The sequence below is a fragment of the Marinobacter sp. JSM 1782161 genome (genome assembly GCF_011421605.1).
GTDB classification, from domain to species: domain Bacteria; phylum Pseudomonadota; class Gammaproteobacteria; order Pseudomonadales; family Oleiphilaceae; genus Marinobacter_A; species Marinobacter_A bohaiensis.
Genome location: NZ_WSSA01000003.1, coordinates 456,289 through 474,634, shown reverse-complemented (window position 1 = coordinate 474,634; position 18,346 = coordinate 456,289). Strand labels below are relative to the sequence as shown.

Genomic DNA, 18,346 nt, shown 5'->3' with positions numbered 1-18,346 from the left:
CGCCGGTGCGTGATCGGAGTATTGTTTGCTACGTAAACAATCACAATAGTGATGATCACAATACTGAGCAAATCACAATTGAACAAAAAGAGATCCAGGTGAGCGACGACCCAGTCTGTCGTCCGCACGCACTCACAAGGCCCGCCACAGACACGATGCGCCGCAAGGCGTTCGCCTGTTTATGAACCGGGAGTGCAGCGCCCTGGCTCTTGAGAGGGTGACTTATGCAATTCCATCTCAATGGTTTTCGTACCGGCGATCCCGCCGTCCATCCTGCCGCCGATGCCGTCTCCACGCGCACACCGGACCGACTGCCCGACGACGTCGATGTTCTGATCGTCGGCTGCGGCCCGGCCGGTCTGACCCTGGCGGCCCAACTGGCTGCGTTCCCGGATATCACCACCTGCATCGTCGAGCAGAAGGACGGGCCCCTGGAACTCGGGCAGGCGGACGGGATCGCCTGCCGCACGCTGGAAATGTTCGAGGCCTATGGCTTCAGCGAAAAGGTGCTGAAAGAAGCCTACTGGGTGAACGAGACCACCTTCTGGAAACCGGACGACGCCCGACGCGACTGCATTAGGCGTTCCGGGCGTATCCAGGATACCGAGGATGGCCTGTCCGAGTTCCCGCACGTGATCCTCAACCAGGCGCGGGTCCACGACTTCTTCCTGGAGTCCATGCGCAACGCGCCGACCCGCATGGAGCCCTACTACTCGCGCAAACTGGCCGATCTCCAGGTGACGCCGCTGGCGGCGACCGATGAAAAGGCCCGGGGCCCGCGTGCGGCGCATCCGGTCACGGTGACGCTGGAGCGCACCGACGCCGCCCACGCCGGCCAGACCGAAACCGTGCGGGCGCGCTACGTGGTGGGCTGCGACGGCGCCCGCAGTAACGTGCGGCGTGCCCTGGGGCGGGAACTGCGCGGCGACTCCGCCAACCAGGCCTGGGGCGTGATGGATGTGCTGGCGGACACGAATTTTCCGGACATCCGCATGAAGTCGGCGATCCATTCCGCCAACGAGGGCAATATCCTGATCATCCCGCGCGAGGGCGGTTACCTGGTGCGCCTGTATATCGAGCTGGACAAGCTGAAAGCCGACGAGCGGGTGGCCAACCGCAACATCACGTCCGACCAGTTGGTGGCGGCGGCCCAGCGTATCCTGCATCCCTACACGCTGGACGTGAAGGAAATCGCCTGGTGGTCGGTGTATGAGATCGGCCAGCGCCTGTGCGACAAGTTCGACGACGTACCGGCGGAGGCCGTGGAGGAGCGATTGCCCCACGTGTTCATCGCCGGCGATGCCTGTCACACCCACAGTCCGAAAGCGGGGCAGGGCATGAACGTGTCCGTGCGCGATGCCTTCAACCTGGGCTGGAAGCTGGCGGCGGTGCTGCGCGGCCAAAGCGAACCGGAGCTGTTGCACACCTATTCCGTGGAGCGTCAGGCGGTGGCCCAGCAACTGATCGATTTCGATCGCGAGTTCGCCAAGATGTTCAGCGCCCCGCCCAAGGGCTCGCCGGAAGACAAGGGCGATGGCGTCGACCCGGCCGAGTTCCAGAAGTACTTTGTGCAGCACGGCCGCTTCACCGCGGGCACCGCGACCCGGTACCGGCCGTCGGCGATCACCGGCGCGCCGACGCATCAGGCTCTGGCCAGCGGTTTCGAGATCGGCACCCGGTTCCACTCGGCGCCGGTCATCCGTATGTCCGACGCCAAGCCGGTTCACCTCGGGCACACGGTCAAAGCGGACGGACGCTGGCGGATCTTTGCCTTTGCCGACGCTCAGGACCCGGCTGCGCCGGACTCCGGTATCCACAAGCTGTGCCGTTTCCTGGCGGATGCGCCGGAATCGCCGGTGCGCCGCTACACGCCGGCGGGCGCCGACATCGACTCGGTGATTGACGTGCGGTCGGTGTTTCAGGCGTCCCACCGCGACATGGACGCGTCCGACCTGCCGGAGCTGCTGCACCCCCACAAGGGCCGCTACGGTCTGGTGGATCACGAGAAATCCTTCTGCCCGGACCTGAAGAACGGCCAGGACATCTACGACATGCGTGGGGTGGATCGCGAGCAAGGTTGCCTGGTCATCGTGCGGCCGGACCAGCATGTGGCTCACGTCTTGCCGCTGGACGCGCATCAGGCACTGGCAGACTTCTTCGCCGGTTTCATGCAGCCGGTCGAGGTCCGCTAGGCAGGGAGGCTTCCTAGTCGGCTTCGGTCTTGAGGGGCACGCGACTGAGGGCGTTATTCTCGTTGGCGATCTTGCCCAGCAGCCGGCTCAGGGTCTCGCGTTCCTCGTCATCCAGGGGGGCGGTCAACGCCTCCTGGGTGGCAAGGGCAGCGGCTTCGGCCTGCTGGCGCACCGCCAGACCGTTTTCAGTAATGGTCACCAGCACCGAGCGGCGGTCTTCCGGATTGCGCTCCCGCGCCACCCAGTGCTTCGTTTCCAGCTTGCGCACGACGACGGCAATCGTATTGCGGTCGAGGGCTGTGAGCCCGCCCAGAGTGCTCTGGTCCAGGGTGCCTTTTTCCTCCAGCGCGCACAGCACAATGTACTGCAGCTGGGTGAGTCCCGCTTCCCTGCCTTCCCGCTGGAAGATGGCCACGCTGATCTGATGGCAGCGGCGCAACAGGTTGCCTGGAAAGACGCTGCTTTCACTCAGTGGTCTGGATGCCTTTTTCACCTCGCCTCCTTGCTCGTGCTCGCGTTGACGCGATGGGGGTATTGCGGGCTCATTATGCCTGAATCGTGGTCTGGACGTATTGCATCCGGCGCGAGCGCCATGGACACTGCACGACAACAACGGTTGAGACCGTTCCCCGCATTGCTTTGTTTCTGAATCGTCCATCAACCGGGCCTGCCTTGACCGGCGGTTTGCCCAGGGAGTGCCGTGATGTCCGAACTCGCTATCGCCCCCACACGTTGTTCCGTCTGCCACGCCGGCGAGATGCGTCTGCTGGAAAAGGTGGGCGACGTTCCCTACTGGCGCTGCACGCGGTGTGAGGCGACCCTGATGGCATCCAGCCACTGGCTGGATGCCGAGGCCGAGAAGCGCGTCTACGACCTGCACGACAACAACCCGGAAGACGACGGTTATCAGCGTTTCCTGGCCAAACTGGCCGATCCGCTGCTGGCGCGTGTGCCGGACGAAGCCCATGGTCTTGATTTCGGCTGCGGGCCGGGCCCGGCCCTGGCGCGGATGCTGGCGGCCCGGGGCATGGAGGTGTCACTGTACGACCCGTTCTACGCGGCCAATCCCGAGACCCTGGCGCAGCGCTACGACTTCATCACCTGCACCGAGGTGGTGGAGCATCTGCACGATCCCAATGCCGTGTTCCACCAACTGGACGACCTGCTCAAGCCGGGTGGTTGGCTGGGGGTGATGACCTGCTTCCAGACCGACGACGCCCGTTTCGCCAACTGGCACTACCGCCGCGATCCGACCCACATCGTGTTCTACCGGGAGACGACGCTGCGCTGGCTGGCCGACGCCCTCGGCTGGGAGCTGGACGTGCCGGTGAAGGACGTGGCGCTGTTTCGCAAGCCGGCGGAGGTCTGAGTCACTGGATAGCCTTTCCGGCCAGGACTTTGAGCGCGAATCCGAAGCGAATGAACACCCTTGCCTGCGCTGCTATTAATGGCCGTCCCTGGCCATAATAGCGATCAGGACGTCCCTGTCCTTCCTCCGGCAAGGGTATCCATTCGCTTCTCCCGGGCCTCGGTGTTGATTCGCCGTGGCGGCAGGCACTGCACCGTCCATGTAGCCGAAACGTCAGTTTCGGAGGATCTGACAGGGGGCGGATGCGGGCACCGGACTTTTCTTTCCCGCCCAGATTTTTCCAGTTCAGAACTGGCCGAATTCTGTTGGGCGTGGGGCTATTGGCGGTCCTTCGGCCAGCTCGGAAGCTGAAGCTCCCGCTACATTGACGGAGTGGTCTGGTAAATCTGAAAAGGTATCGGGTGACTGCGGCGCGGGTTGAGCAGGGGGACGTGGGAATAAAAAGGCCCGGTGGCCACTGAAGCGGGCACACCGGGCGTAAGGGGAGGTTTCAGGCTTCCAGGCGCTGGATCAGGAAATCCAGGGCGGCCCGGTAGCCCAGGGTCCCCAGACCGGCAATCACGCCGTCGGCACGTTGGGACACGTAGGAGTGGTGACGGAACGTCTCGCGCTGGTGGACGTTCGAGAGGTGGACTTCCACCACCGGGCCTTCGAACGTCTTCAGGGCGTCGAGGATCGCCACTGAGGTATGGGTGTGGGCCGCAGGGTTGATGATGATGCCGTCCGCCTTACCGCGAGCCGCGTGAATGCGATCGATGATCGCACCCTCGTGGTTGCTCTGGAAAAAGCCGATCTCGATGCCGGAGATGGTCGCCCGGTTTTCCAGCATGGCGCGGATGTCAGCCAGGGTCTCGTGGCCGTAGATCTCTGGCTGGCGTTGGCCCAATAGGTTGAGGTTGGGGCCGTTCAGCACGTCAATCACTCTGCTCATGCGGTCCTCTTAACGAATGCTTTCAGGTCAGTAGCCGAAGAGCCGTGGCAGGAAAGTCACGGTCTGCGGGATGAAGGTGATGATGGCGAGCACTGCCAGTTCCACCAGGAACAGGGGCATGATGCGTCGTGAAATGGCGCCCATGCCGACGTTGGCGATGGAGTTGGACACGAACAGGCAGATGCCCATCGGCGGCGTTACCAGGCCGATCATCAGGTTGAAGATCACCACGATGCCGAAGTGAGTCGGATCGATGCCCATGCTCATGGCAATCGGGTGCAGGATCGGCAGCAGCACCAGCATGGCCGCGATGCCTTCCAGGAACAGGCCCACCACCAGCAGGATCACGTTCACCAGCAGCAGGAAGATCCAGGGATCGGAGATCTGGTCCAGCACCAGGGCACTCAGGCTCTGGGGCACGCGGGCGAAGGTCAGTAGCCAGTTGGCCGCGGCCACCACGCCGATGATGATCAGGATCACCGAGGAGTCGCGCATGGCGCGTACGAAGATGCCGGGCAGTTGGTTGATGTGCAGACTGCGCATCACGAACATGCCGGCGATCAGCGCGTAACCGGCGGCCAGGGCGGCGGCCTCGGTGGGCGTCACGATCCCGGTCAGGATCGAGCCGACGATGAACACCGGCATGAACAGCGGAATCCAAGCTTCGCCCAGCGCCTGGAAGCGCTCGCGGACGGTCTTCTTCGGATGCACCTCGGCGTAATGTCCGGCGCGGAAACGCACGTACAGGGACAGGCCCGCCGCCAGCAGGATGCCCGGCGCCACACCGGCCAGGAACAGCGCCGGCACTGAGGAGCCGGCGGTGATCAGGGCGTAGATGATGACCGGAATGCTGGGCGGAATCATCGGGCCGATCACCGACGAGGCGGCGGTCAGGGCGGCGGCGAAGTCGCGCGGGTAGCCGTCTTTCTCCATCTCCGGAATGAAGATGCGGCCCAGGGCCGAGGTGTCGGCCACGGCGGAACCGGACAGGCCGGCGAAAATCACCGATGCCCAGATGTTGACCTGCGCCAGGCCGGCTTTCATGTGGCCCACCAGGGCGTTGGCAAACTTGATGATGCGACCGGTGATGCCGCTCTCGTTCATCAGTTCGCCGGCCAGGACGAACAGGGGAATCGCCAGGATGGCGAACGAATCCAGGCCGGAGAAGATCCGCGTGGCAATCAGGCTCAGCGGGTAATCCACCTGGGTCAGGTAGCCCACCATCGACAGCAGGATCGCGAAGGCGATCGGCGCACCGATGGCAAGCAGGACGATCAGGACAATAAAGGCAACCATGTTGTTATTCGCTCTGCTGGCTGTTGGTGTGCAGGTAGTCCGCCAACTTGAACAGGGCGGCGATGGTCAGGCAGATGCCGCCGATCCACATGGCGGACTGGAACAGGGACATGGGCAGGCCCGTGCCGGGGGCTTCCAGCTCACCACGGCTGGCGGTGAAGCCAAAGCCGGCCCAGGTCAGCACCAGACCGCAGGCCAGGGCGGAAAGGTCGGTGAGAACCTTGCACACCCGTTTGGCGCCGTCGGACAGCAGGTTTTCGAGCAGTTCGAACTTGATGTGCAGGTCGTCGAGATAGCACAGCACCGTGCCGAACAGGGCGCCGTAGATCATGCCGTAGCGGGCGACTTCCTCGCTCCACTGCAGCGGCGCATCGAACAGGTAGCGCATCAGGCTGCTGACCAGGACCACGGTGAAAATGAGCAGGAGCGAGCTGCCGGTCAGCCAGGCCATCAATTGCTTGTAGAGCCGTTTCATGAGTTCTCTTCCCAGTAGCTGATACACGATGAGTGTCGGGCGCCATTGCGCCCGCATGAGTCAGCGCAGTGGCCGTCAGTCGGCGGTGGCCTGCTCGACGGCGTCCTGCACCCGGGTGATCCAGGCGGGATCCAGCTCACCCTTCAGCCACTCGATCACCGCCGGCTGGGCGGCCTGCTGGAACTTGCCCAACTGCTCGCGGGTTGGGGTGGTGATGGTCATGCCTTCATCGGACAGGCGGGCCAGCCCCTCGGCGGAGTTCACCTGCTGGATGGCGCGCCCCACCAGACCGGCGGTCCTGGCGGCGTTGCGCACCAGGCGCTGGTCCTCGGCGGACAGGCTCTGGAAGAGGTCGTCGTTGATGACCAGGAAATCCGTGCCGTAGACGTGGCCGTCCAGGGTCAGGTAATCCTGCATCTGGTAGAACTTCATGTTGTAGATGGTGCCGATTGGGTTTTCCTGGCCGTCCACCACGCCGGTGGCCAGGGCGGACGGTACTTCCGGCCAGGCAATCGGGGTGGGTTCGGCACCCAGGGCACGGACCATCTCCACGAACAGCGGCGTGGTCATGACGCGGATTTTCAGGCCGTCCAGGTCCTTGGGCTCGGCAACCGGGCGCTTGGAGTTGGTGAAGTTACGAAACCCGGTCTCGCCGTAGGCGAGGATACGCAGACCGGTTTCCTCCAGGCAGTGATCGCTCAGTGCCTGGCCAAAGGGGCCGTCGAGGACGTCCCACGCCACCGGGGCGGAGGGAAACAGGTAGGGAATATTGAGCACCGAGGCTTCCGGGCACAGCTGGGTGAAGCTGCCGGAGGCCATGACCATGCTCAGCACGCCTTCCTGGGCGGTCTGCAGCATGTCCATCTCGCCGCCGAGCTGGCTGGAGGGGTAAACGTTCACGGCAATGCGACCACCGGTCTGGCCTTCGACCATGTCCTTGAAGACCTTGGCCGCGGCTCCCTTCTTGGAGGTGGTCCATTCCTGGGGATCCACGTGACCGAACGACAGTTCGATCTCGGTGTCGGCCGCGTGGCCGGGCAGACTGAACATCGACAGGGCGAACGACAGGGCCAGCCCCATTGTTGTTGTCGTGAGCTTCATTGTTTGACTCCACCTCGCGGCCGAAACCGCTAACGGGTTGATTGTTTTTGTGAGCCTGCGACCGCCTCTGAGGCCTGTGGCGGGCGTTAAGAGGTTGGCCGAGGCTAGCAACGGCATTCAATCGAGTCAATCTAATAGGGTTAAATCAAAAATACCCTATATTTTGACCCGGACGGATTCTGGCGTTGGCCACTCAAGGCCCCGCCCGTTGATCCGTCATCCCCCGAAAGACTGCCGGACGCCGTCCACGCCCCATCCGGAGGATTACGCATTTTCCTCACTGTGTCTCAATGCATATGGCATGAAAAATGAGGTTTTGTCGTTTTGGTATATCGAATTGAATATGTTAAGCGGCCGGAGCGACCCCTTATTGAGCCTGCCGGAAAGCCCTGGAATGTGTCGTAGTAGATTGAAAAAAAAGATTTTTATGAACTATTTCTGTGAGGGTAATGTCGACACGATGCGATTTTTAAAGGGTAAAAATAAAAGTATCCTATACTTTTGTTATTAGCCTACAGATTGAGTTTCGCGATTGGCTGTGAGTATGATCAATGTCACCAGCAAGCGGGTAGCCACGACTACCCGTCACCCTGTTTGATGGCAGGGCGGGATCTCCGGCGGCGCCGTCTGCCGGTGGATCCCGTCGCCCGATCCGGAGATTCACCATGTTCAAGCTTGGGCTCATTGGCCAATCCATCGCGCAGTCCCGCTCGCCGGCACTGCATGAAATGCTCGGCGAGATTCACGGCCTGCCGGTCAGCTACGTTCTGCACGAGCCTGAAGACAGTTCGCCGGAGGCGTTCCGGGCTACGCTGCAAACGTTGCGCGATCAGGGCTACCGGGGCACCAACGTCACGTTTCCCTATAAACAGCTGGCCGTGGCGGAAGGCGATACCATCAAGCCGTCGGTGGAGCGGGTCGGGTCGACCAACACCCTGGCCCTGGGGGGGCGCGTTGTCGCCCACAACACCGACTACACCGGTTTTATCCGGGGCTACCGCCGGCGAAACGGCGAACGGGCGGCTGGCCGCGTGGTGCTGGTGGGCGCCGGCGGCGTGGGCCGCGCAGTGGCGTTTGCACTGTTTGAGGTGGGTGCCACCGAAGTGTTGATCTCGGACCTGAATCGCGACAGCGCGAACTCGTTGGCCGAAGCCCTGAATGCCTCCGGCTGCGCGTCCCGAGTGCTGGAGGCAATCGAGGTGGAAGACGCGGTGCGTGGTGCCGACGGTCTGGTGAACTGCACGCCGGTGGGCCATTACAAGTCGCCGGGCATGCCGGTGCCGGCGGACTGGATCGGCTCCCAGCAATGGGTGTTCGATGCGGTCTATACGCCGATCGATACCGAGTTCCTGCAAACCGCTCATGCCAGGGGGCTGAGCATCGTGTCCGGTTTTGACCTGTTCATCTTCCAGGGCATCGACGCCTTCGAAATCTTCACCGGGATCGAGGTGACCGACCCGGCGCCGGTGATCGAGCGTTTCCTGGCGCGCTACGAGATCACCAGCGAGCTGATCGGCTGAGTGGCCATCGCCCGGGCATACAGGGTGCATCCGTTGATGTAAAATCGGGCCTGTCCGAAACCGAGGTGATCCTGAAAGCGCTATGAATATCGCCGTTGACCGCAAACTGGTAGGCCGAACCGTTTACGAAAGCCTGCGTAATGACATCGTGACCGGCCGCCTGGAGCCTGGCTACAAGCTCAAGCTGAACGAGCTTAAGGAGCGTTACAGCGCCAGTATCAACACGCTGCGTGAGACTCTCATGCGGCTGGTGTCCGACGGCTTCGTCAAGTTTGAGGACCAGAAGGGGTTCCGGGTGAATCCGGTGTCCAAACGCGACCTGGAAGAGCTGGTCGATCTGCGGGTGATGCTGGAAACGCGGGGGCTGCGTCAGTCCATGGCGGACAAGGATCGCCTGATGGACTGGAAATCCGGTCTGCTCAGCAGCCATTACCGGCTGACCTGCATGGAGCAGCTGATGATGGAAGACGAGGCGGCGAATGTGGAGGAGTGGGAGCTGGCCGATCGCAGTTTCCACCTGGCGCTGGTCGCCAACTGCGGTTCCCGTCAATTGATCCGTTACCACGCCTCAATCATTGAGCTGTTCATGCGCTACCAGGTGCTGGCGCTGGAAAAACGCCCGTTTCGGGGCCAGGCCAGCATCGACGACCACCAGGCGCTGCTCGACCTGATTATGAAGGACGATGTGGAAGGCGCCGTCGACCTGTTGACCCATCACATCGTCGCCGGCCGCGAACTGCCGCTCTGAGACGTCTTGTCTTTACCCGTCCCGCCTTGTCAGTCGTCGCGCCGGCTCAGAAGAGCACGGCCAGGGCGATGCTGATGCTGAAGAAAGACAGCACCGTACACGCCAGCAGGATGCTGGAGCAGAGCTGGCGCTGGCCATAGAGGCTGCCGATGATGGGGTAGACGCTGGCCAGCGGCATGGCGGCGAGCAGGATGGCCGCTTTCTGCAACTGCGGGTCGAAATCCGGCAGCAGCCAGATCAGAAGCACCATCATCAACGGGTGCAGCGTGAGCTTGCCCACCGCGACCATCCCGATTTCGCCGATGTTGCCCCGGATGGAGCTGCCCACCAGCGACGCGCCCACGAAGAACAGGGCGACCGTGGCCGAGGTGCGGCCGAGCATATCCAGACTGGCCTGCAATACGTCAGGCACCTCCAGCTCAAGCAACGATGCCAGTACGCCCGCGACAATGGCGATGATCAGCGGGTTGCGAGCGATCCGCCGCGCCAGCGGCCGCACCACTTTGGCCAGGGGCTCGCCACTGCGCCGTCCCAGGCTGTACTCGATCGCGATCAGGGCCAGGGGCATGATGATCATGTTCTCGATGATCAGGTTCATGGCAAAGGCGTTGGTCGGCGGATCGTCGAACGCCAGCAGCAGAACCGGATATCCCACGAAGGCGCTGTTGGACAGGGCCATCCCCATGCCCTTGATGGCGCCAGTACTCAGCGGGTCTCTGTAGAACACCCGGGTCAGCGCCAGGCCGCCGAGGAACGCCAGCAGGGAACCCAGACCGTAGAGCAGCAGGTAATCGGGATCGATGACCTCGTGGAACGACATCTGCGACACCGTGCTGAAGATCAGGGCGGGCAGGGCGAAGTAGATGACGAACTGGCCCAGGCCGTGGACGGCGTTGGCGGGGAACAGTTTCAACCGGACCGCCCCGAAACCCAGGGCGATCAGGATAAAGATGGGGGCGGTGGTGGACAGAATGGACAGCAAAGGCGCTCCTACGGGGTCGCATGAAAAACGGCGCCGCCCGGTTCGCGGCGCTCGCCACCGGGCCGGCACACCGTCTCACAGCCTCGTTACAGGCGCATAAAATGGCGTGTTCGCGTGTCGGGCCGGGCGCTATGCCGCCGCAAACATGAAGGTGTGCGGGGCGCCGGTTCAGGGTCGGGCGTGAGACAGGATATCAGTTAGCCACCTATCGGTCGCGCCCCCGGCGACCAGTTGCTGGCGCAGCTGCTCCAGATCGATGGTTTCGCCGGTCTTGTCCTGGATGATCTGCAGCAGATGGCGGTCGCCATTCAGCGCCTCCTGTGCGCTTTCCTTGACCAGTGCCGCGGCCTGGTCGCGGGGCATGGTGCGCGCCAGGGCGAAGGTGGCGGATTCGGCGTAGATCACGCCGTTGTAGGCGTCGAGGTTGTCGCGCATGCGCTGGTCGTGGACTTCGATAAAGCGCAGGCCTTCCCGGGCATGGTTCAGGGCGACGGAGGCCGCCATCAGCTGCTGGGGCAACTGGAACCATTCCTGGGTCCAGGCGCTGCCACTGCGCTCGTGTTCCTGCAGCATGGTCTGGTGCATCTGGCCGGTGGCGCTGGCGCACGTGCGGGCCATGGCGACGATCACTTCGGCGTCCACCGGGTTGCATTTCTGCGGCATGGTGGAGGAGCCGCCGCCGTTGGTGAAGCGCAGCTCACCGACTTCCGATTGCGCCAGCCATAGCCAGTCCTGGGCCATCTTGCCCAGCGTGCCTGTGGTCAGGCTGAGCCAACTGGATAGCTCCACCACGGTGTCGCGCTGGGTGTGCCAGCAGGGGCCGGCGGTCAGGTCCAGGCGCTGGGCCAGCCCCTCATTAATCGCCGCGGCCTGGTCACCCATGGCGGCCAGGGTGCCCACCGCGCCGCCCAGTTGCACGCGCAGCAGGCGCGGACGCATTTCGTCCAGGCGGTCCAGCTGATGCAGCAGCGGCGCCAGCCACTGGGCCACCTTGAGGCCGAAGCTCATGGGCACCGCCTGCTGGGTGCGGGTACGGCCGGCAATCAGGGTCGAGCGGTGCTGCTCGGCCAGGTCGGCCAGCGCACCGACGACCAGACGCAGGCGCTCCTCCTGGATAGCCAGTACCTCCCGGACATTGAGGATCAGCGCGGTATCGACGATGTCCTGGCTGGTGGCGCCGAAGTGCACCCAGCGGGCGCTGTCTTCCGGCAATGCGGCTTTCAGCGCCTTGACCAGGGCCGGGACAGGCACCCCGGCCGAGGCCACTCCGCCGGCCAGATCGGCGGGGACCAGCGTCAGGGATTCGGCGGTTGTGGCGATGTCCCGCGCGGCGTCCTGCGGGATCAGCCCGGCATCCGCCTGGGCCAGGGCCAGTTTCCCCTCGACGGCGAGCATGGCGCGCAGCTGGCCGTTGTCGCCCAGCCGTTCGGCGGTGGCCGGATCGGACAGCAGTTGGCCATAGAGTTGCGAATCGAAGGGAGAAACCTGGTACATGTCGTCAATGCGTCCCGTTGCAGTGGCAGGAAAAACAAACGCCCGCGACCATGATAGCGGGTTCGCGGGCGTTGCGGGGAGGGCTCGATCAGAAGTCGAAGAAAACGGTCTCCTGGTCGCCCTGCATGTGGATGTCGAAGCGGTACTCGACACCGGTGGCGGTCTCGCTGCGCTGGGCGATCAGGGTATCGCGACGGTCGGCGGGGACCTTTTCCAGCACCGGATCGGCGTTGTTGGCGTTCGTCTCATCGGCGAAGTACAGACGGGTGTAGGCGTGGTTCATCAGGCCTCGGGCAAACACCACAAAGCTGATAAAGGGCGCCGCGCCCTCCTGGGACGATCCCGGCTTGATGGTCTCGAAACGGTAGCTGTTGTCCGCGGTGGTGCCGGTGCCGAAGCGGCCGAATCCCTTGAAGTTGGGGTCCAGAGGTCGGTCCGTGCGGGCGTCGTTGGGGTGGTCGAAGCGCCCCTCGGCATTGGCCTGCCAGATTTCGATCATGGCGTCGTCGATGGGAGCGCCGTTGCCGTCGAACACCCGGCCGACGATGCGGATGCGCTCACCGCGGGTGTCATCGTTGACCAGCACGTCACTGGCAATCTGGCTGAACGGATAATGGTACTGCTGGGCCGTCAGGCAGTAGGCAAAGTAGGGGCCGACGGTCTGGGACGGGGTCTGTTTCAGAGTCATGATGTCAGGCCTCCATGGGAGTGGCGTTCACGCCACGCAGAACAATGTCGAAGACGTAGCCCAGGGCATAATTCTCTTCGGTGACGTCGATCGAAAATTCGCTGACCAGACGATCGCGGGACTGCTCCGGCACCGACTGGAAGATCGGGTCCAGCGCCAGCAGCGGATCGCCCGGGAAGTACATCTGGGTCACCAGACGGGTGGCGACGGTCGGGCCGAACAGCGAGAAATGGATGTGGTTCGGACGCCAGGCGTTGGGGTGGTTGCCCCAGGGGTACGCGCCGGGCTTGATGGTCATGAACCGGTACTCGCCCTTGTCGTTGGTCAGGCAGCGGCCGGAGCCCAGGAAGTTCGGATCCAGTGGCGCGTCGTGCTGGTCCCGCTCGTGCACGTAGCGACCGGCGGCGTTGGCCTGCCACACTTCCACGAGCGTGTTGGGCACCGGGTTGCCGTTCTCGTCCAGCACGCGGCCGGTGACGATGATGCGCTCGCCCAGGGGTTCGCCGTTGACGCGGCCGTTGCGGGTCAGGTCGTTGTCCAGCTCGCCGAGAACTTCCTCGCCGTAGGCCGGGCCGGTCAGCTCGGCCATTTCCGGATCGATCTCGACCAGGTTGCGGGACACGCCGCGCAGGGTCGAGGACTTGTATTCGGGGCTCAGATAGGCCGGATGGCTGGCCCAGTCACGAGGGGTGATCTTGCTCATTTTTCTGTCTCTCCATCAATGGCAATGCCCAGTTTCTTGTAGGTTTCCTTGGCGATGCGGATCGCGGTATTCGAGGCCGGAACGCCCGCGTAGACGCCCAGGTGCAACAGGGTTTCGCGTACTTCTTCCAGGGTGGCGCCGGTGTTCTGTGTGGCACGGATATGCATGGCGAGTTCCTCTTCGTGACCCAGTGCCGCCATCAGGGCGATGGTCAGCAGGCTGCGGTCGCGTTTGCTGAGGAACGGGCGGCTCCACACGGTGCCCCAGGCGCCTTCGGTGATGAACGTCTGGAACGGCAGGTCGAAGTCGGTCTTGTTGGCTTCGGCGCGGTCCACGTGGGCGTCGCCCAGCACCGAGCGGCGCACCTTCATGCCCAGGTCGAAACGGCTCGGCTCCGGTGCCTGCTGGCCGAGGAAATCGACAATCAGGTCGGCCAGGGCCTTGGGCTGCTCGACGCAGGGCAGGTGGCCGGCGTCGGCGATGACTTCGAAACGCGCGCCGTCGATCAGCTCGGCCATCGAACGCACCAGCTCCGGCGGCGTGGAGCCGTCGTCGGCCCCGACCACGCACAGGGTGGGCTGGGTCAGGCCGCGGGTTTCTTCGGTCAGGTCACTGTCGCGCAGGGCGGTGCAGGTACCCAGGTAGCCCTCTTTCGGGGTGCGTACCAGCATATGGCGCCAGAGTTCGACCGCCTGCGGCTGCTGCTGACGGAAGCTGGGGCCGAACCAGCGCTCAAGGATGGCGTCGGCGACGCTTTCGATGCCGTTCTCGCGGATGGCATCGATGCGGGTGTTCCACATGTCGGCCTGGCCAATCTTGTGGGCGGTGTCACACAGGATCAGGTGGCTGACCAGGTCCGGGCGGCGGGCGGCGACGCCCTGGGCGATCTGGCCACCCACGGACAGGCCGCACAGGTTGACGGCTTTCAGGTCCAGGCCGTCCAGCAGGCCGATCAGGTCGTTGATGTGATCGTCCGGCTGGTAGGGGCTTTCCGGGCAGGAGGACAGGCCGTGGCCCCGCTTGTCGTAGCGCAGGAAACGGAACTGGTCGCGCAGGTGGGGCAGCAGCGGCTCCCAGACGCGCAGGTCCGTACCCAGAGAGTTCGAGAAGACGAGCAGGGGAAGGTGAGCGGGGCCTTCCAGTTGGTAATGGAGGATCTGTCCGTTGACGGAAAGCGTTTGCATGAATCTTGGCCTTATTTGTTGGTGACGGCTGTCCTCTTACTCTTTAACAGGCTTTCGGTTATGTAAAATAAGCCTTTGTTGTTTTGTTATACCGTTTTCGATATGGAATGGTTGGCCGTGCGATCCGCGCTGCCGGAACTGTCCCGGACAGCGTTCATGAAAAGCTGCAGTGCCGGCGACGGTAAGGTATCGGCGCGGGTGGTCAGGCCCACCTGGCCCAGGGTTTCCTTGGTGTCCAGGGCCAGCTCGGTGAACTCACCGGTGGCGATCTCCCGGGCGACCACGCCGCGGGAAATGATCCAGACGGCGTCGGTCTGGCGGATGTATTCCTTGCCGAAGGCGTCGGAGATCGTTTCGATGCGATCGGGCAGGGCGCCGATGCCCTGAGCCAGCAGGAATCGCTCCACCGAGGCGGCGATGATCGAATCCTTGGGCGGATACAGCACGGTGTAGGCGCTGATGTCCTTGAGGTCCAGCGGACGGGAACGCAGCAGAGGGTGGCCCGGACGCACCACGAACGCGACGCGCTCTGAGTACAGGTGCTGGAACGACAGCCCCGACATCAGTTCCGGTTCCGCCAGACGCCCCACCACCAGATCCAGTTCGCCCACGCGGAGCTGGCTGAGCAACAGTTTGTTGGGACCGGAGACCAGCTTGAGTGTGGCGTCGACGCCACCTTGACGGAAACGCTGCACCGCCCGTGGCAGCACGCTGGTAGCGACGGTGGGCAGGACCCCGATGGTGAGCTGGGTCTGGCCACGCTGCTGGGCCTGGGCGATGCTGTTGGTGCCCTCCCGCAGGGCCGCCACGCTGGCGCCGGCATAGCGCAGGAATACCTCGCCGAACTGGGTCAGCTCCACGCCTTTCTTGCTGCGTTCCATCAGGCGCACGTCGAGCATTTCTTCCAGCTCTTTCAGCTTCTTCGACACCGCCGGCTGGGTCAGGGCCAGCACGTCGGCGGCCCGGCCCACGCTGCCCTGGCGGGCGACTTCCAAGAAGCACTGCAGGTGGCGGTACTTGATCCGGTTCTCAAGCATGGTCGCTTTACCTAAAATATAGGGTATTTTCGATTTGTTTGAACGGATAGCTATTTTGGATAGTATGGCCGTCGAATTCCATTATTGCATATTGAAAACGATATAAAGGCCATTCGTTTATTCATTGTTCACCGTCGGGCTTTGCTTCTACGGTGGAATGATCAGCCGCGCGCCCGCCGGGCCTTTGGCCCGGCAGGCGGTCAGGACACGAGCGATTTGGGGGCTCATTCATGAAGAAGGCACTGGCAACGGTTTCCATTTCCGGTTCGCTGGAAGACAAGCTGCAGGCGGCCGCCCGGGCCGGCTACGACGGTGTGGAAATCTTCGAGAACGATCTGACCCAGTTCGACGGCACGCCAGCCGAAGTGCGCAGCATGGCGGAGAATCTGGGCCTGGAAATCATCGCCCTGCAGCCGTTCCGGGATTTCGAGGCGATGCCCGAGCCCTATCGCTCGCAGAATTTCTATCGGGCGCGCCGCAAGTTTGAGCTGATGCACGAGCTGGGCACCTCGCGCCTGCTGATCTGCAGCAACGTATCGCCTCACGTCATCGACGACCGCAATCGCGCCGCGGATGACTTGCACGAACTGGGCGAACTGGCGGCGAAGGAAGGCTTCCATATTGGCTACGAGGCCCTGGCCTGGGGCCGGCACGTGGCGGACTACGACGTCGCCTGGGACATCGTCAAACGCGCCGACCACGACAACGTCGGCATCATTCTCGACACCTTCCACATGTTCGCCCGGGGCAACACCCTGGACCTGCTGCGCGACGAGATCCCTGTCGACCGCATCGCCCTGGTCCAGGTGGCGGACGCCCCCAGCCTGCAGATGGACGTGCTGCACTACAGCCGCCATTTCCGTTGCTTCCCCGGTCAGGGGGACATGCCCGTGACCGAGTTCGTGCAGTGCCTGCGCGACAAGGGCTTCGACGACTACCTGTCCCACGAGATCTTCAACGACGAGTTCCGCGCGTCGTCGCCGCTGGAGAAGGCGGTGGACGGCATGCGTTCGCTGATCTGGCTGGAAGAGCAGACGGCTCCGAAGGAAGAAGCGCCGGTGGTGCCCGAGATCACCGATGTGGAGTTCATCGAGTTCGCTGTAGCCGGCGACAGCGGTGAGGAACTGCTGGCCCTGCTGCAGAAGCTGGGTTTCCGCGAGACCCATCGTCACCGCTCCAAGCAGGTGAGCCTGATGCGCCAGGGCGACATCAACCTGGTACTCAACCGCGAACCGCAGAGCCAGGCCCACGAGCACTTCGAAGCCCACGGCGTATCGGTGTGCGCGCTGGCGTTCGCGACCTCCGACCTCAATCGGATGCTGCGCCGCACCGAGCGTTTCCGCAGTCGCCGCTTCGCCAACCAGAGCGGTCCGGGTGAGCTTAATATTCCCGCTATCAGGGGTATCGGCGACAGCCTAGTGTATCTGGTGGAGCGTCGCGAGGGCGTGCGTTTCTTCGATGTGGACTTCGTGCCGGTGGATGACGGTTCAACCGGCGGTATCGGCCTGACCGCCATCGACCACGTGGGGCAGGCGGTATCCAACACCGATTTCCTGTCCGCCTCGTTCTTCTACAAGTCGCTGTTCGACTTCAACGTGGAAGCCAGCACCGACCTGCCGGACCTGTACGGCCTGGTGGTGAGCCGGGTGGCGACCAGCCCCAATGGCCGGGTGCGTATCCCGATCAACATGAGCGCCGCGCGGGAAGCCTCGGCGCAGCGCTTCATCAGCCGTTCGCGAGGCTCCGGGGTACAGCAGATCGCGTTCGACTGCGAGGACATCTTCGCCGCCGCCGAAGCCATCGGTGAGGACAGTCTTCTGCCGATTCCCGACAACTACTACCGCGACCTGGACGCCCGCTTCGGGCTGGACCCGGAGCTTTTGGAGCGGATGCAGGCGCTGAACATCCTCTACGATCGCAACGACGACGGCGAGTTCTTCCACGCCTACACCCGGGAAGTGCACGGCGTATTCTTCGAAGTGGTGCAGCGGATCGACGGCTACGGCCGCTACGGCGAGGCCAACGCCCACATCCGTTTGGCCTCCCAGGCGCGGGAATACCGCAACTCCGCCGACCAGTAACCGCGACCGATCAGGCCAGCCGTGGCACTTTCTTCATGCCGCGGCGAATGGCCTGTTCCAGACCGGCGCTGATGACGCGGCCGCTGAACGGCACCAGGTCGTCGAAGCGGATGGTGTAGTTGACCACCGTCTGCCCGTTCAGGTCGTCGAAGCGCAGGCGGCCCAGATGGTTGCGGATGGGGCTGATGCTGGTGACCGTGTACTCGATCAGTGAATCCGGCTCGAAGGCAATGATCGTCTCTTCCAGTCCGATCGGACCGATGCCCACCTTGCGCACCGACCCCAGACCGTTGGGGTCGGCCTGGTCGCTGTCCTTGATGCGTTTGACCGGCGCCCCCAGGATGCCGCCAATCCGGTTGTGATCGGCGAACAGCTTGAATACGCGTTCCCGCGGCAGGTCATATTGTTCCTGTATTTCAATGGTGTAGCTGGCCATGTGGGTTCCTTGTTGTTGTATGAGGACTCAGCGTATCAGCTTTTTCCGCGAACAAAAGTGGCCGCATCGCCGTGGCCTCGCTCCGGCAAAGTGCCAGCCGTTGCGCCGC

Annotated in this window: 17 protein-coding genes; 5 read left to right on the top strand and 12 right to left on the bottom strand. The window is 63.4% G+C overall.

Features of this window, described 5'->3' with window-relative positions; genetic code table 11:
- Positions 1-224 precede the first annotated feature (224 nt).
- Positions 225-2,192 carry an FAD-binding monooxygenase gene (locus GQB00_RS15005; RefSeq protein WP_165856935.1) on the top strand — a complete coding sequence of 656 codons (1,968 nt, stop codon included), beginning with the start codon at positions 225-227 and terminating at the stop codon, positions 2,190-2,192.
- 13 nt (positions 2,193-2,205) lie between these two features.
- Here the strand turns inward: GQB00_RS15005 and GQB00_RS15000 are convergent, their stop codons facing one another.
- On the bottom strand, positions 2,206-2,685 hold the full coding sequence (locus GQB00_RS15000) for a MarR family winged helix-turn-helix transcriptional regulator (protein ID WP_207950804.1): 480 nt from the start codon (positions 2,683-2,685) through the stop codon (positions 2,206-2,208).
- A 210-nt stretch (positions 2,686-2,895) separates the two neighbouring features.
- On the opposite strand from GQB00_RS15000, the gene GQB00_RS14995 reads away from it, so the two are divergent.
- Positions 2,896-3,561 carry a class I SAM-dependent methyltransferase gene (locus GQB00_RS14995; RefSeq protein ID WP_416234160.1) on the top strand — a complete coding sequence of 222 codons (666 nt, stop codon included), beginning with the start codon at positions 2,896-2,898 and terminating at the stop codon, positions 3,559-3,561.
- A 490-nt stretch (positions 3,562-4,051) separates the two neighbouring features.
- Here the strand turns inward: GQB00_RS14995 and aroQ are convergent, their stop codons facing one another.
- The 4 genes from aroQ to GQB00_RS14975 all read right to left on the bottom strand — a co-directional run bounded on the left by aroQ (position 4,052) and on the right by GQB00_RS14975 (position 7,364).
- A complete protein-coding gene (aroQ, locus tag GQB00_RS14990) occupies positions 4,052-4,492 on the bottom strand; it encodes a type II 3-dehydroquinate dehydratase (RefSeq protein WP_165856933.1) in 441 nt (146 codons plus the stop codon).
- Positions 4,493-4,519: 27 nt separating this feature from the next.
- Positions 4,520-5,788 (bottom strand): TRAP transporter large permease, encoded by a 1,269-nt coding sequence (locus GQB00_RS14985; protein WP_165856932.1) that lies wholly within the window; start codon positions 5,786-5,788, stop codon positions 4,520-4,522.
- A 4-nt stretch (positions 5,789-5,792) separates the two neighbouring features.
- Entirely contained in the window at positions 5,793-6,263 is a 471-nt protein-coding gene (locus GQB00_RS14980) for a TRAP transporter small permease (RefSeq protein WP_111497550.1), read from the bottom strand.
- 75 nt (positions 6,264-6,338) lie between these two features.
- Positions 6,339-7,364, bottom strand: a complete 1,026-nt coding sequence (locus GQB00_RS14975; protein WP_111497551.1) for a DctP family TRAP transporter solute-binding subunit — start codon at positions 7,362-7,364, stop codon at positions 6,339-6,341.
- 665 nt (positions 7,365-8,029) lie between these two features.
- On the opposite strand from GQB00_RS14975, the gene GQB00_RS14970 reads away from it, so the two are divergent.
- A complete protein-coding gene (locus tag GQB00_RS14970; protein WP_165856931.1) occupies positions 8,030-8,884 on the top strand; it encodes a shikimate dehydrogenase family protein in 855 nt (284 codons plus the stop codon).
- Between the two features lie 82 nt (positions 8,885-8,966).
- A complete protein-coding gene (locus GQB00_RS14965; RefSeq protein ID WP_165856930.1) occupies positions 8,967-9,632 on the top strand; it encodes a GntR family transcriptional regulator in 666 nt (221 codons plus the stop codon).
- A 46-nt stretch (positions 9,633-9,678) separates the two neighbouring features.
- Here the strand turns inward: GQB00_RS14965 and GQB00_RS14960 are convergent, their stop codons facing one another.
- From GQB00_RS14960 to pcaQ, 6 genes are all read right to left on the bottom strand, one after another.
- Positions 9,679-10,614, bottom strand: a complete 936-nt coding sequence (locus GQB00_RS14960; protein ID WP_165856929.1) for an AEC family transporter — start codon at positions 10,612-10,614, stop codon at positions 9,679-9,681.
- 168 nt (positions 10,615-10,782) lie between these two features.
- Entirely contained in the window at positions 10,783-12,108 is a 1,326-nt protein-coding gene (locus GQB00_RS14955) for a class-II fumarase/aspartase family protein (RefSeq protein ID WP_165856928.1), read from the bottom strand.
- 88 nt (positions 12,109-12,196) lie between these two features.
- Positions 12,197-12,796, bottom strand: coding sequence for a protocatechuate 3,4-dioxygenase subunit alpha (gene pcaG, locus GQB00_RS14950; protein ID WP_165856927.1), 600 nt, complete (start codon positions 12,794-12,796; stop codon positions 12,197-12,199).
- Positions 12,797-12,800: 4 nt separating this feature from the next.
- Positions 12,801-13,499: a protocatechuate 3,4-dioxygenase subunit beta gene (pcaH, locus tag GQB00_RS14945; protein ID WP_111497557.1), complete on the bottom strand. Its 699-nt coding sequence runs from the start codon at positions 13,497-13,499 to the stop codon at positions 12,801-12,803.
- On the bottom strand, positions 13,496-14,683 hold the full coding sequence (gene pcaD / locus GQB00_RS14940) for a 3-oxoadipate enol-lactonase (protein WP_165856926.1): 1,188 nt from the start codon (positions 14,681-14,683) through the stop codon (positions 13,496-13,498). The genes pcaH and pcaD overlap by 4 nt, the downstream gene beginning before the upstream one ends.
- An 86-nt stretch (positions 14,684-14,769) precedes the next feature.
- Positions 14,770-15,720, bottom strand: coding sequence for a pca operon transcription factor PcaQ (gene pcaQ, locus GQB00_RS14935; RefSeq protein ID WP_165856925.1), 951 nt, complete (start codon positions 15,718-15,720; stop codon positions 14,770-14,772).
- A gap of 230 nt (positions 15,721-15,950) precedes the next feature.
- On the opposite strand from pcaQ, the gene GQB00_RS14930 reads away from it, so the two are divergent.
- A complete protein-coding gene (locus tag GQB00_RS14930) occupies positions 15,951-17,801 on the top strand; it encodes a bifunctional sugar phosphate isomerase/epimerase/4-hydroxyphenylpyruvate dioxygenase family protein (RefSeq protein ID WP_111497560.1) in 1,851 nt (616 codons plus the stop codon).
- Positions 17,802-17,811: 10 nt separating this feature from the next.
- Here the strand turns inward: GQB00_RS14930 and GQB00_RS14925 are convergent, their stop codons facing one another.
- The gene (locus GQB00_RS14925; RefSeq protein WP_111497561.1) at positions 17,812-18,237 is read right to left on the bottom strand and encodes an SRPBCC family protein; all 426 of its coding nucleotides are present in this window, start codon (positions 18,235-18,237) and stop codon (positions 17,812-17,814) included.
- Positions 18,238-18,346 lie beyond the last annotated feature (109 nt).

Excerpts from the sequence above, each read along its gene's own strand:
- GQB00_RS15005 (WP_165856935.1), top strand. The coding sequence starts at position 225 with ATGCAATTCCATCTCAATGGTTTTCGTACCGGCGATCCCGCCGTCCAT.
- GQB00_RS14995 (WP_416234160.1), top strand. The coding sequence starts at position 2,896 with ATGTCCGAACTCGCTATCGCCCCCACACGTTGTTCCGTCTGCCACGCC.
- aroQ (WP_165856933.1), bottom strand. The coding sequence starts at position 4,492 with ATGAGCAGAGTGATTGACGTGCTGAACGGCCCCAACCTCAACCTATTG.
- GQB00_RS14985 (WP_165856932.1), bottom strand. The coding sequence starts at position 5,788 with ATGGTTGCCTTTATTGTCCTGATCGTCCTGCTTGCCATCGGTGCGCCG.
- GQB00_RS14980 (WP_111497550.1), bottom strand. The coding sequence starts at position 6,263 with ATGAAACGGCTCTACAAGCAATTGATGGCCTGGCTGACCGGCAGCTCG.
- GQB00_RS14975 (WP_111497551.1), bottom strand. The coding sequence starts at position 7,364 with ATGAAGCTCACGACAACAACAATGGGGCTGGCCCTGTCGTTCGCCCTG.
- GQB00_RS14970 (WP_165856931.1), top strand. The coding sequence starts at position 8,030 with ATGTTCAAGCTTGGGCTCATTGGCCAATCCATCGCGCAGTCCCGCTCG.
- GQB00_RS14965 (WP_165856930.1), top strand. The coding sequence starts at position 8,967 with ATGAATATCGCCGTTGACCGCAAACTGGTAGGCCGAACCGTTTACGAA.
- GQB00_RS14955 (WP_165856928.1), bottom strand. The coding sequence starts at position 12,108 with ATGTACCAGGTTTCTCCCTTCGATTCGCAACTCTATGGCCAACTGCTG.
- pcaG (WP_165856927.1), bottom strand. The coding sequence starts at position 12,796 with ATGACTCTGAAACAGACCCCGTCCCAGACCGTCGGCCCCTACTTTGCC.
- pcaH (WP_111497557.1), bottom strand. The coding sequence starts at position 13,499 with ATGAGCAAGATCACCCCTCGTGACTGGGCCAGCCATCCGGCCTATCTG.
- pcaD (WP_165856926.1), bottom strand. The coding sequence starts at position 14,683 with ATGCAAACGCTTTCCGTCAACGGACAGATCCTCCATTACCAACTGGAA.
- pcaQ (WP_165856925.1), bottom strand. The coding sequence starts at position 15,720 with ATGCTTGAGAACCGGATCAAGTACCGCCACCTGCAGTGCTTCTTGGAA.
- GQB00_RS14930 (WP_111497560.1), top strand. The coding sequence starts at position 15,951 with ATGAAGAAGGCACTGGCAACGGTTTCCATTTCCGGTTCGCTGGAAGAC.
- GQB00_RS14925 (WP_111497561.1), bottom strand. The coding sequence starts at position 18,237 with ATGGCCAGCTACACCATTGAAATACAGGAACAATATGACCTGCCGCGG.